This window comes from Chryseobacterium sp. UNC8MFCol (genome assembly GCF_000482305.1).
GTDB lineage: Bacteria > Bacteroidota > Bacteroidia > Flavobacteriales > Weeksellaceae > Chryseobacterium > Chryseobacterium indologenes.
Map to the genome: position 1 here is coordinate 264,568 of NZ_AXUZ01000003.1, position 13,301 is coordinate 277,868.

The window sequence follows — 13,301 nt, forward strand, 5'->3', positions numbered from 1 at the left end:
TCTCCGGATCTCATTCACATTCTAAACAATATGTATTACATCAATAAGATAACTAACCCTCCAACTGTTATGAGAAAAAATATACTTATTTATTTATTAATCATTCTATTAGGAACTCCTTTAAAATTAGCTTCACAAACCTATCAGCTCAGCGGAAATCCGGTAAATACCACAGGATGGAACCTGGTATCTGATGCTGTCGTAAGCACTGATTTTATTAGACTTACAACCGATCAGACCAGTAGGTTTGGAGCGATAACGCTGGCCGATCCTATTACGTTAAGCTACTGTGACAAATGGAAAGTAGAATTTGATTTTAGAATTGACGGCAACGGAACTACTCAATTTGGGAGAGGTGACGGGTTTACCTTCTGGTATCTGGCCAATCCTCCTACAGGATTCGTATCGGGAGGAGGCCTGGGAATACCGGCTAATGCTTCGGGACTAATGGTGGGTTTTGACATTTTCAACAATACTACCGAAGGTCAGATGAGCAAAGTACATCTTTTATATGGTACCAATAATACCGCCGGGAATAATATTGAATTCAACAATACACCGGGAAGTACCTTCCACTCTCCTGACCTTATTGCCACACAGCCATTCGTAGGAGATACCTATAAGCACGTTGAGGTAAATGGTGAAACCGATCTTTCCAATCCGACGAGCTGGATTATTAAAATAAAAATTGATGGTGTACTAATTGTTGACCAGTCTTTTGCCCCGTCAGGCGGCGCGGCAGGAATGACGCAGGGGTATTTCGGTTTCTCTGCTGCAACCGGCGGAGCAAGCGCAAGACACTCTATCAAGAATGCAAAGGTATTTGTAGATAAAGTTCCTATTTTAAATAACACCGTCACTCCATTTGTTTGTACTAATCCTGCTACCGGAAATGGTTTTGTGGACCTTACTTCTTACAATTCGCAGTTTGTGAATAACCCCGGTAACTATATTTTCACCTATTATATTTTAGGAAATGCAACTCCTATTGCCAATCCCGCTAGTTTCCAATATTCAGGCAATACAACCATCAAAGTTGTCATAAAAGATCCTACTTCAACGCTTTGCGACAACGGAGACGGGGTCATACAGCTCAACCCGACCCCTTTTGCCGCTACCGATGCCAGCCTCAGCGGATGTAATAATAACAATGCAGGAACAGCAACTTTTGACCTCACCACTGCTGCTGTAACGACTTTAACCGGTACAACCAAAGAGTTCTACCCTACCTTATTTGACATGAATGCCGGAACTAATCAAATCACCAACCCTACCGCTTATGCAGCAGGCGCAGGCACAGTATATGTAAGGGTAACAACTGCACAAGGCTGCGTAAGCACGGCTAAAATAACTCTGAACATCTATCCTGTCGTAGTAGTGAATGACACTGAATTAAAATCCTGCTTTATTGAAGCCACCCCATCAATGGCACTTTTCAATATTTCGTCTGCTGTAGTTTCTCAGGGAGGGCTTACAAAAGAATATTATCCTTCTTTAACCGATGCTGTTAACGGAACGAACCCCATCCCTAATCCGGGAGCGTATATTGCGCCTAACGGAGTGGCATACATAAAAGTATTCGGTGCAAATGGATGTTACTCTATTGCGAAAGTGACTCTTACAGTGGTACCACCGGTGTTTTCCAGAGTTCTGCAAGACAAAACGATCTGTATTGAAAGTAAGACAACCTTAGACGCCGGTGCCGGATTCAAAAGTTATGAATGGAGCACGGGAGCTACAACCCAGACTATTACTAACGTGGGAGTCGGAACCTATTGGGTAAAACTGAAAACAGGGGAATGTACTGCTCTACAGACCGTAAAGGTTTTTGCCGCTGAAAATCCGGTAATATCCAGCATTGATATTTCAGGAAACAATGTGACGGTATTTGTTAACGGAGGAAAGCCACCTTACCGATACTCTATGGACAACGTTAGCTGGCAGGACTCTAATGTATTTCCTAATGTTCCCCGGGGCGAAGCTAAAATATACGTAAAAGACAGCTATAATTGTGTTCCTATGGAAGTTACCATCACGGTTCCTAACCTGATCAATGTAATCACACCGAATGATGACGGAATCAATGATATCATTGACTACTCTGCACTGGCCCGTAAACGAAACCTGGAAATTAACATTTATGACAGGTATGGTGTACAACTTTTCAGAGCTGATAAATCCAATAAATACACATGGAACGGAACTGCCAACGGAAGAAGAGTTCCGACGGGAAGCTACTGGTACTCTATTTCATGGGATGAAAATAATAAAAACAATACCTCCAACACTCCTGTTAAATTCTCAGGTTGGATCCTTGTAAAAAACAGAGAATAATCACCAATTTCATCTATTATAAAGAAATCACTCCGCCAGTCGGGGTGATTTTTGTATGATTAATAGGATATATTTTGTTTTAAAGACTTTTTATTCATATTCAATCCTTAAATTTGCCTTATGAATTATTTGGAGGCTTTAAGCAGAAGATATTCTGTAAAAAAATTTAATCATCAAATCATTCCTCAGGAGACATTACACAATATTCTTGAGTCAGGAAAACTGTCTGCAAGTTCGCTGGGACTTCAACCTTATAAAATCATTGTTGTGGAGAGTGAGGAAATGAAACGGAAATTAATTCCTGCTTTTTATAATCCATCTCAGATTTCCACCTGTTCTCATCTCGTTGTTATTATATCCAAAAAAACAATTGAAGAACATTATATCCGTGGATATTTCAATCACATTTCTGAAGTCAGAGAAACACCTTTAGAACAACTTGATCCTTTTAAAAATAGCATCAGGCAACATATCAGTCAAAAAACACAGGATGAAATCTTTAACTGGGCAGAAAAACAGTCTTATATTGTACTGGCCAATCTCATGTATGCTGCCGCTATTGAAAATATAGACTCCTGTCCGATGGAAGGCTTCCGACAAGACCTGATCGAAGAGATTCTGAATATCAATCCTGAAACGGAAAAAGTAACCGTTACCCTCGCTTTGGGCTACCGCTCCGAAGAAGATTACTTCCAGTACATGAAAAAAGTGAGAAAACCAAACGAAAAATTGTTTAAATTTATTTAATATTTAAACGGTTGTACCTAAAGCAAGCATATGATAAAAGCGGATGTATTAGTAATCGGTTCCGGAATTTCCGGACTTTCCTATGCCATTAAAGTTTCTGAACAGTTCCCTGATGCCAAAATCATCATTGTGACAAAATCTGATGAAGATGAAAGCAACACCAAATATGCACAGGGTGGGCTGGCCGTCGTAACAGACTTTCAAAAAGATAATTTTGAGAAACATATTGAAGATACCATGCGTGCCGGTGATGGCGAAAATAAACGCGATGTTGTGGAAATGGTCGTGAAAGAAGCACCTGCAAGATTCAATGAAATTGTAGAATGGGGTGCTCAGTTTGATATGAAAAACGGCAAATTTGCCCTGGGAAGAGAAGGCGGACACACCGAGAACAGAATTGTACATCATAAAGATATTACAGGTTTCGAAATCGAAAGAGCTTTACTGGAAACAGCCAATAACAGCCCGAATATCGAAATTCTGGATCATCATTACGTCATTGATATCATTACTCAGCACCATGTTCCGGGAAAAGAACTTAACGAAGGAGACATCCATTGCTATGGTGCTTATATTCTGGACGAGAAGTCTAAAACAATCAAAAAAATAACGTCCAAGATTACATTAGCCGCTACAGGAGGGGCTGGCCATGTGTATAAAAACACAACTAATCCTACAATTGCAACAGGAGACGGAATTGCCTTCGTAGCCCGTGCCAAAGGAAAGGTTTCCAATATGCAGTACTATCAGTTCCATCCTACTGCTTTATACAATAAGATTGACGGGATGTTGTTTCTTATTTCCGAAGCCGTAAGAGGTGACGGTGCTAAATTAAGGACAAAAAGAGGCGAAAAATTCATGCAGAAATATGATGAGCGTGAAGAATTAGCTTCCCGGGATATCGTAGCAAGAGCCATTGACAATGAAATGAAAATTTCGGGAGATGAGTATGTCGGTCTTGATTGCCGTGAGATGAATCGGGAAAAATTCCTGGAGCATTTCCCCAATATTTACAAAAAATGTAAAGATGAAGGCATTGATCCTTTCACGCAACTCATCCCTGTAGTTCCTGCCTGTCATTATCTTATGGGTGGTATCGAAGTAGACCGGGACGGGCAATCTTCTATCAGAAACCTTTTTGCTGTGGGAGAATGTACCAATTCCGGATTACATGGAGCCAACAGGCTTGCTTCCAATTCTCTGCTTGAAGGATTGGTATTCGGGCATAATGCTGCCATGAAAACCGTTGATTTATTAAAAGAAAATAATTTTAATTTCGATGATCTGAAGGCAGTTCCGGAGTGGAATGAGGAAGGCATGAAAATCATGGATGAAATGGTTATTGTCAGCTATCTCAGAAAACAGCTTCAGGAAATGATGAGTGATCTGGTGGGTATTGTCAGAAGCAACAGACGTCTGAGTATGGCCCTGCAAAAACATCAGGAAATTGCCGCAGCCGTGGATGAAATTTACCACTACTCTATCTTATCGCCTCAATTATCAGAATTAAGAAACCTAACGACCGTTGCCCATCTTATCATCACCCAATCGATGGAAATGAAAGAAAATAAAGGAGCATTTTACAATAAAGATTTAGTTTAAAAGCATACCATAATGAAAAGACCAAGCTACGTAACAGATAAGGCATTAAAGACTTTTATAAATAGCGCTTTGGAAGAAGACATCCAGGATGGAGACCACTCTACCCTTTCTACGATTCCAGAGGATCTTGTACAAAGTGCAAAGCTTTTGGTAAAGCAGGATTGTATTCTGGCCGGTGTAGAATTGGCAGAAATTATTTTCAAAACTTTTGACAAAGATTTAAAAGTTGAAACTTTTCTTAAAGATGGTGATGCAGCAAAAGTAGGAGATATTGTACTAACCGTAACCGGAAGTGCCAGATCCATCCTTTCTACAGAGAGGCTACTTCTGAACTGCATGCAAAGAATGAGTGGTATTGCCACCCTTACGCATGAATGGGATTCGAGATTGGTAGGAACAAAAACCAAATTACTGGATACCAGAAAAACAACTCCTAACTTCAGAATGTGCGAAAAATGGGCTGTTGCCATAGGTGGTGGAACAAATCACAGGTATGGTCTTTACGATATGATTATGCTTAAAGACAACCACATTGATTACAACGGAAGCATCACCAATGCTGTCGCTATGGCCAAGGACTATGTTAAAAAGAATAAGAAAAAGTTAAAAATAGAGGTTGAAACCAGAAACCTTGAGGAGGTAAAGGAAGCCATCAAAGCAAAAGTTGACAGAATCATGCTTGATAATATGGATGTGAAAACAATGAGAGAAGCTGTCCAAATGATCAATGGTTCTTGTGAGTCTGAAGCCTCAGGCGGAATTACCCGTGACATGTTGAAAGAGATTGCTTCTACAGGTGTTACATACATCTCTGTAGGCGCCCTTACACACTCGGCAGAAAATATAGATCTGAGTCTCAAAGCAGTGAAATAGTTTTGAATTTTTAACAAAAACACCCCGCCTTTGTTAAAAATTCAACAACATGACTTTTTTCATACAAAAATTCAACTTTTATTTATAATATTGAGAATCAATTACTTAATATTATTAAGATTGATTAAAAATTAACATTGAGTTAATAATAGTTAAATTTAATTTTGCGAATTTTGCAGAAAATTAAATCTAATTATTACTAACGATTATGAAATTAATCAACAAATCAATACTAACTGCGGTTATTACTTTATCTACAGCTAGTGTTTATTATGCTCAACAAACTCAGGACACTGTAAAAGCAGGACAGTCTAAAGAGATTGAAGAGGTAATTCTAAAAGGTGTAACCGATATCGCAAAAGATAGAAAGACACCGGTAGCAGTTTCTACAATCAAAGCTGCACAAATTCTTGAAAGACAAGGAAATCAGGAGCTTGTTGAAATTTTGAACACTACACCTTCCGTATATGCAACAAAAGGAGGTGGTGGTTTCGGAGACTCACAAATTGTAATCAGAGGATTCGAATCAAGAAACATTGCCGTAATGGTAAATGGTATGCCTGTAAATGACATGGAAGGTGGTACCGTATACATGTCAAACTGGACAGGTCTGTCCGATGTAACAAGTACTATGCAGGTGCAAAGAGGACTTGGATCTTCTAAGCTTGCTATTGCTTCCGTAGGAGGTACAATGAACTTCCTAACAAGATCAGCAGATATGAAACAAGGAGGTGTGATCAGATTAGGAGTTGGTAACAATGACTATTTAAAAACATCTTTTGCCTACAATACCGGTAAATCTGCCCAAGGTTGGTCTAGCTCATTCTTATTGAGCAGACAGGCAGGAAGTACATATATTCAAAACACAGATTATGAATCATATGCTTACTACTTCGCTTTAGGTTGGGAGCCAAATAAAAAACATAATTTCCAGTTTACTATAACAGGATCTCCACAATGGCATAACCAAAGAACTTACTCTCCGTTTATTAAAGACTATATTACGTATAATCCGGATCGTGATAATACTCCTGACAGAACATATAACTCCGACTGGGGATATTATACCAATGCAGAAGGACGATCAGTTTCACTTGCCAACAGAGCTAATTATTACTCAAAACCAGTAATAATGTTCAACTGGGACTGGACAATGAATGAAAAGTCTAAATTAAGTACTGTTCTATATATGTCTAATGGTAGAGGTGGTGGAACAGGAGACCTTGGAAGCTTCTGGAATGGAAAATTCAATAGCAATGGAACTCCAACTACCAACAACATCAACTCATACAGAAGAACAGACGGAACTTTTGATTATGATAAAATCTTCGCATTAAACAACGGTTTAATGGCTGGTACTCCTTATATGGTAACTAACCCGGCTAACGGGAAACAATATCAGGTAAGAGATGGTATCATCAGAAGATCAAGCATCAACTCTCACAACTGGTATGGTATCTTGGCCAACTTCCAGCACAAACTTAATGACAACTGGAACTTCTCAATCGGTACAGATGACAGATATTATTATGGTTACCACTATCAGGTAGTTTCTGATCTTTATGGAGCAAAAGGTTATCAGGAAATCCTTAATAACAATGTAGCACCTTACAATGTTACAAGAACATATGATTATCAGAAGCTAGCTTGGAACCCGTTCGGTGGAAAAACAGCTCCTCTGAACGAGCAAATCGGATATAGTAATGACGGTGAAGTTATCTGGTATAGCGCATTCGGTCAGGTTGAATATACTAAAGATAAGCTATCTGCGTTCCTCCAGGGATCAGTGTCCAACCAAGGATATCAAAGAATCGATAACTTCGTGAAAGACGGAGTAACTAAACAGCAAGGTCAAGTTGTTAATACAAAAACCGGTTTCAAAAATCTTTTCGGATACAATATTAAAGGGGGAGCCAACTATAACATTGATGAGCACCACAATGTATTTGCTAATATCGGATATTACAGCAAGCAGCCATTCATGAACTCTGTGTATCCAAGTAATTTCCAGGTGGTAAACCCTAGCTTAACCAATGAAAAAATCTTCTCCGCTGAAGTAGGATATGGTTTCAGATCTCAAAAGTTTAGCGCAAATGTTAACTTGTACAGAACTGAATGGAGAGATAGATGGTTAAGAAGAACAAACCAGACATTTACACTGGCTGACAATACAACAACTACCGGTTATGCAGAAATCAGTGGTATTACTGAAGTTCACCAGGGTGTTGAATTTGATGCAGTTTACAAACCAACAAGTTTCTTAGAATTCCAGGGTATGTTCTCTTGGGGAGATTATTATTACAAAGGAAATGCTAGTGGATCTGCATTTGATGACAATAATAACCCTCTTTCATTATCCGGAGCATCATCTTCCTCTGCTTCAACTCTATACTTAGACAAAGTAAAAGTAGGAGGAACAAGCAACAACAGTATTCCTCAAATGACTGCTTCATTAGGAGCTACAATTAAACCGGTAAAAGATTTAAGCATTTTTGGAACATGGAGATATGTAGGAAAAGTATACTCATCTATTGATATTGCTACTTTCTCTAACCAGGCAGCACAGGATAAAGGAGTACTAAAATTACCAGACTTCAATCTTTTTGACCTAGGTATTTCATATAAGATCAAGTTAAAAGATGCTTCACAGTATTTCACTATCGGGGCAAACGTTTACAACTTGTTTGATACATTCTATATTTCTGATGCGTCAACAAACGTGTTCGGATCTGATGCTCCTTCTAAACTTGCTGACGGTTCAAACAATACAGCTAAGAAAACTTACGAAGAGTTAGGATACATGTACAAAGGTGTTGCAACCGACAACCGTGTACTATTCGGATTCGGAAGAACTTGGGCTGCAACCTTATCATTCAACTTCTAATTATCACAATATTAGATTTTCTCAATATCAATCCCGGCTTTGAGCCGGGATTTTTGTTATCTTTGTCTACAAAAAAATAGGATTATGGATTTTTACAACATTTTGCTTAATGCCCACAAAGGATTCGGGTATCTTGAACTTCTTTTAGTAGCTTTATTTATCATCGCGCTTTTAGCAACCATGTTCGGTTTCAGTGGAAAAGTGAATAAGTTTTTAAAGAAGACCACCCTTTTCACAATGATTTTCTTCCACGTTCAGTTTTTAATTGGAATCATTATGTTGATCACCAATTTTACCAAAGGTCTGAATATGGGCGAAGTAATGAAAAACGCGGCATTAAGATTCCAATATGTTGAACATCCATTCTCTATGCTTATTGCAGCAGTATTGATGACTATTGTCAACAAAAAAGTAAAATCTAATGATACCATCTCTTTAGGAGTGGTTATGATGGGATTGATCGCAGTAGGTTTATTTGCATTCGCGTTTCCTTGGACAAGAGTCTTTGGGGCTTAAAAAGATAAAGAAATTATATGCGTTATAATTTATAAATAGTTTAATCTTAAATTTTTAATTAAATCAATGAAAGTAGCTGTAGTAGGTTCAACAGGAATGGTTGGACAAGTCATGCTTAAAGTTTTGGAGGAGAGAAACTTCCCTGTAACAGAATTAATCCCGGTAGCATCCGAAAGATCTGTAGGTAAAAAGGTGAAGTATAAACAGAAGGAATTTACGATTGTAAGCATGAAGGACGCTATAGCTGCCAAACCGGATATTGCTATCTTTTCTGCCGGAGGTTCTACTTCTCTTGAATTTGCTCCTTTATTTGCAGAAGCCGGAGTAACGGTAATCGATAATTCTTCCGCATGGAGAATGGATCCTGATAAAAAACTTGTGGTTCCCGAGATCAATGCTGATGTGTTAACGAAAGAAGATAGGATCATTGCAAATCCGAACTGTTCTACCATTCAATTGGTAATGGTTTTAGGACCTCTGAACAAAAAATATGATTTAAAAAGAGTAATCGTATCTACCTATCAATCTGTAACAGGAACGGGTAAAGCTGCCGTAGACCAGTTAAATGGTGAAATCAGCGGAGACGATGCTACTGCAAAAGTATATCCATATCAGATATTCAAAAATGCATTGCCACACTGTGATGTATTTGCTGATGATGATTACACAAAAGAAGAAATCAAGTTGATGAAAGAACCTAAGAAAATTTTAGGTGATGATACATTCAATTTAACGGCAACAGCAGTAAGAGTACCTGTTCAGGGTGGTCACTCTGAAAGTGTAAATATCGAATTTGAAAATGAATTTGAATTGGATGAAGTAAGAAAAATCTTATCCGAAACTCCCGGAGTAGTTGTAATGGATGACGTGAAAAATAATCATTATCCAATGCCTTTATATTCGGAAGGAAAAGACGAAGTTTTCGTAGGAAGGATAAGACGGGATCTGTCACAGCCCAAAACGCTTAATCTCTGGATTGTAGCAGATAATCTGAGGAAAGGAGCAGCAACGAACGCTGTACAAATCGCAGAATACCTTGTAGCAAACAACTTAGTATAAACTAACAAAATAAAAAGAGTCTCAAAATTGAGATTCTTTTTTTTATCAAACAGAATATGAAAAATACTTCAAAGAATACCCACAAAGATAAAATAGGATTCCAAAAGCTTATTGCCGTATTTGGAGTGATCCTTTTTGTCGGAAAGATTATTGCCTGGAAACTGACGAACTCTGACGCCGTATTCTCAGATGCGATGGAAAGTATCGTAAACGTCATCAGTGCTTTTATGGGACTTTACTCTCTTCATCTGGCAGCAAAACCTAAGGACGAGGACCACCCTTATGGCCACGGAAAAGTTGAATTTGTTACCTCCGGTATTGAAGGAGCCCTGATCGCTATTGCAGGTCTTATGATCATTTATGAGGGTATTCACAGTCTGATTGTCGGAAAAACGTTAAGCAAAATTGATCTTGGGATCTGGATCATCACCGCCACCGCTGTTATCAATTATCTTCTGGGATATATTTCCATTAAAAAAGGAGAACGGGAAAACTCATTAGTTCTTATTTCATCCGGAAAACACCTTCAGTCGGATACCATTACCACCCTTGGTGTGGTGGGCAGTTTAATTATAGTGTATTTTACCAAGATTTATTGGCTGGATTCTGTTGTAGCCTTAGTATTTGGGCTTTATATCATATTTGTAGGATACAAAATCGTCCGGAAATCTCTAAGTGGCATTATGGATGAGCAGGATCCTGAAATCTTACATCAGGTGATCAGGATTCTTGAAGAAAACAGAAGAACCGAATGGATCGACGTACACAATATGAAAATCCAGCAATTCGGGTCTTCACTTCATATTGATGCCCATATCACCTTACCATGGTACTACAGCCTTAGGGATGCCCATAATGAAATGGAAAAGGTCATACTTCTTCTCGCCAAAAATATAAAACGTACAATAGAATTCAATTTTCATATGGATGACTGCAAACCCGTTTCATGTACCGTTTGCCAGATTAAGGAATGCCCTGTCCGCGAAAGGGATTTTATCAAACGTGTAGAATGGACAGCCGAGAATGTAACAAGTGTAGAAAAACACTGCGCAGAATAAACAAAAAACGGGAAGGTAGAGCCCTTAGCTTTCTTTCCCTTTTTCCATCATCTGTTTTCTATAATAAAACATCGGAACAATCAACAGGATAATCAAAGGTTGAATCACAAACCTTCGCATATAAAAAGAAAAAAGGTAACCTATCTGAAACCGGTCATCAATACAGTACAGGTAAATCGGAAACGCAATAGCAAAAACGATCACCATCATCACTACACCCTGGAATGTCCATTGTTTGTTTTTAAAAAGGCCATAGATAATCAGGCAGGAAAAAAGCAGGTTTAAACCAAACCTGAAAAGATGCCCTACTACTAATCTGCTCCACTCAAATGGCGGAAATTCTATATTTTTATTGGCTTCGTGAAAATAACCAAGAAAAGGATCATAAAAGAGCTGATCCTCCAGAATCCTTACCCCCACAAGCCCGCAAACCCCTGCCACAACCAGGAACCAGTTAAGCATTTTCATGTCGCAAAGCAAAGAATTTAATCCAGACTAACCAGAGCACCACCACCGTTCCGTAAATAATCGCAGGAAAAATAAAATCGTGGAACATTTTTCCATATTCTTTATAATCGGACATCACAATATTCAACCCTGCAATTCTAAGGAGGTTCATTACATACAGTAAAAGCAGCCCCACTCCTACAAACAAAAACGTCTTGCTTCCCTTATAAAAGGCAAAGACAAAAGACACAAATAAAATGATGACAGAAATCGCATTACATCCTTCCACCATTCGGGTTACATAATCATTCTTGACATAAAACCATACCTGCTCATTCTTGACATCATCATACAGCTCTGTAGGATATCCTACCTTATTCTGTACACTGGTGACCTGCTCTGCAATTAATCTTGAAAAAGGATCGAGCCCACCGGCTTTACTGGTATTCAGATAAAACTGATACGCAAAAAGCAACACCAGATAGATGATGATGAAACGCAGTAAAATTCCTAAAACCGGCTTAAAGTCCTTTAACATGTTACAAATATAAAAATTCGGCTGCAAACAAAACTGATTTTGAGCGAAGAAAGAGAAATTTTAAATCACAAAAAAGGGAAGGCCAAATCTGAAACAGCAGTTGAATGGGCTCAAAACCTATTTCATGCGCTGCAAAAATTTCTGTTGCGGGTTGCAGTTTAACATGAGAAACATTATTACCCAACTCATGTTAAATTACTATATTTGTTTTCATATTATGACTTCTGAAAACGCAAAACGATTTTTCGAAAACCGTCTGGGAAAAAAATCTTCCGAATTCGTGACATTGGCTCAAAGCGGCTCTGCTAGAGTGAATTTTCTGGCTACTGCAGGCAATGAAAAATACATCATTACATACAATGAAAACCTTGCAGAAAACGAAACTTTCCTCTACTATTCCAGCCTGTTTTCTGATCTCCAACTCAATACTCCGGCTATTCTGGAGGTATCCGAAGACCGGACAACCTATATACAGGAATTTTTAGGAAACTACACCCTTTCAGAAATAATTACAAAAGAAGGTCTGTCATCTCACACAAAATCTCTGGTACAACAAACCTTGGAAAAACTTTATCAGCTGCAGGTTCAAACACAAGGGAAAATAGATTTCTCAAAGACGTTTGAGTATGAAAGCTATGATGAGCTCCCCGTGATCCATGACCTTTATTATTTTAAAAACTTTGTGGCAGACGTTCTGGAACTGGAGTACAACAAATCAAAACTGCTCAAAGAATTCAAACATATTGCAGCTCTTATCGAAGGCCTGCAGCCTACAGGAATTATGATTCGTGACTTCCAGGCCAGAAACATTATGGTCAATGAAAATAATGAAGTCTCATTCATCGATTATCAGTCTGCCATGAAAGGGCCATTGATGTATGATGTGATTTCTTTTCTTTTTCAGGCTAAAGCAGATTTTCCCGAAGATTTTAAAAATGAAATGCTGGAATTCTACATTCAGCAGTTTGATGACCAGGAAGTTAAAATTCAACTATATCATTCGGTGAGACCTGTACAGATGATGAGATTTTTGCAGGTACTCGGAGCCTATGGCTTCAGAGGTCTTATTCAAAGAAAGCAACATTTCATGGCAAGTCTGAAAAAAGGAATCCAAAACATCACAGGGTTTGCTGCTGCATGGGACCAGATGAAAAATTATCCCGAGCTTGAAAAGGTTATTCAACAGCTGACCTCTGAAAAGGCAACCTTAAAAATTGAAGAAATATTAAATTTCAACCATTAG

The 13,301-nt window shown here is 38.5% G+C and carries 11 protein-coding genes; 9 read left to right on the forward strand and 2 right to left on the reverse strand.

Going from position 1 to position 13,301, the window contains the following annotated elements:
- Positions 1-69: 69 nt before the first annotated feature.
- The 8 genes from M030_RS24820 (at position 70) to M030_RS0101260 (ending at position 11,073) form a co-directional block, all read left to right on the forward strand.
- Positions 70-2,334 carry a T9SS type B sorting domain-containing protein gene (locus tag M030_RS24820; protein WP_051584836.1) on the forward strand — a complete coding sequence of 755 codons (2,265 nt, stop codon included), beginning with the start codon at positions 70-72 and terminating at the stop codon, positions 2,332-2,334.
- A 120-nt stretch (positions 2,335-2,454) separates the two neighbouring features.
- Positions 2,455-3,081 (forward strand): NAD(P)H-dependent oxidoreductase, encoded by a 627-nt coding sequence (locus tag M030_RS0101230; protein WP_027371864.1) that lies wholly within the window; start codon positions 2,455-2,457, stop codon positions 3,079-3,081.
- 30 nt (positions 3,082-3,111) lie between these two features.
- Positions 3,112-4,683, forward strand: coding sequence for an L-aspartate oxidase (gene nadB / locus M030_RS0101235; protein WP_027371865.1), 1,572 nt, complete (start codon positions 3,112-3,114; stop codon positions 4,681-4,683).
- A gap of 12 nt (positions 4,684-4,695) precedes the next feature.
- Positions 4,696-5,556 carry a carboxylating nicotinate-nucleotide diphosphorylase gene (gene nadC, locus M030_RS0101240; protein ID WP_027371866.1) on the forward strand — a complete coding sequence of 287 codons (861 nt, stop codon included), beginning with the start codon at positions 4,696-4,698 and terminating at the stop codon, positions 5,554-5,556.
- Positions 5,557-5,764: 208 nt separating this feature from the next.
- Positions 5,765-8,440 carry a TonB-dependent receptor gene (locus M030_RS0101245; protein WP_027371867.1) on the forward strand — a complete coding sequence of 892 codons (2,676 nt, stop codon included), beginning with the start codon at positions 5,765-5,767 and terminating at the stop codon, positions 8,438-8,440.
- Positions 8,441-8,524: 84 nt separating this feature from the next.
- A complete protein-coding gene (locus M030_RS0101250; RefSeq protein ID WP_027371868.1) occupies positions 8,525-8,956 on the forward strand; it encodes a hypothetical protein in 432 nt (143 codons plus the stop codon).
- A gap of 66 nt (positions 8,957-9,022) precedes the next feature.
- Positions 9,023-10,015 carry an aspartate-semialdehyde dehydrogenase gene (locus M030_RS0101255; RefSeq protein ID WP_027371869.1) on the forward strand — a complete coding sequence of 331 codons (993 nt, stop codon included), beginning with the start codon at positions 9,023-9,025 and terminating at the stop codon, positions 10,013-10,015.
- Positions 10,016-10,071: 56 nt separating this feature from the next.
- On the forward strand, positions 10,072-11,073 hold the full coding sequence (locus M030_RS0101260; RefSeq protein WP_027371870.1) for a cation diffusion facilitator family transporter: 1,002 nt from the start codon (positions 10,072-10,074) through the stop codon (positions 11,071-11,073).
- Positions 11,074-11,097: 24 nt separating this feature from the next.
- Here M030_RS0101260 and M030_RS0101265 read toward each other — a convergent pair whose 3' ends face one another.
- Both M030_RS0101265 and xrtF read right to left on the reverse strand, forming a co-directional pair.
- Entirely contained in the window at positions 11,098-11,541 is a 444-nt protein-coding gene (locus M030_RS0101265; RefSeq protein ID WP_027371871.1) for an exosortase F system-associated membrane protein, read from the reverse strand.
- Positions 11,528-12,058 carry an exosortase family protein XrtF gene (xrtF, locus tag M030_RS0101270; RefSeq protein WP_027371872.1) on the reverse strand — a complete coding sequence of 177 codons (531 nt, stop codon included), beginning with the start codon at positions 12,056-12,058 and terminating at the stop codon, positions 11,528-11,530. The genes M030_RS0101265 and xrtF overlap by 14 nt, the downstream gene beginning before the upstream one ends.
- 217 nt (positions 12,059-12,275) lie before the next feature.
- Here xrtF and M030_RS0101275 point away from each other — a divergent pair, with 217 nt between their 5' ends.
- Positions 12,276-13,301, forward strand: a complete 1,026-nt coding sequence (locus M030_RS0101275; RefSeq protein WP_027371873.1) for an aminoglycoside phosphotransferase family protein — start codon at positions 12,276-12,278, stop codon at positions 13,299-13,301.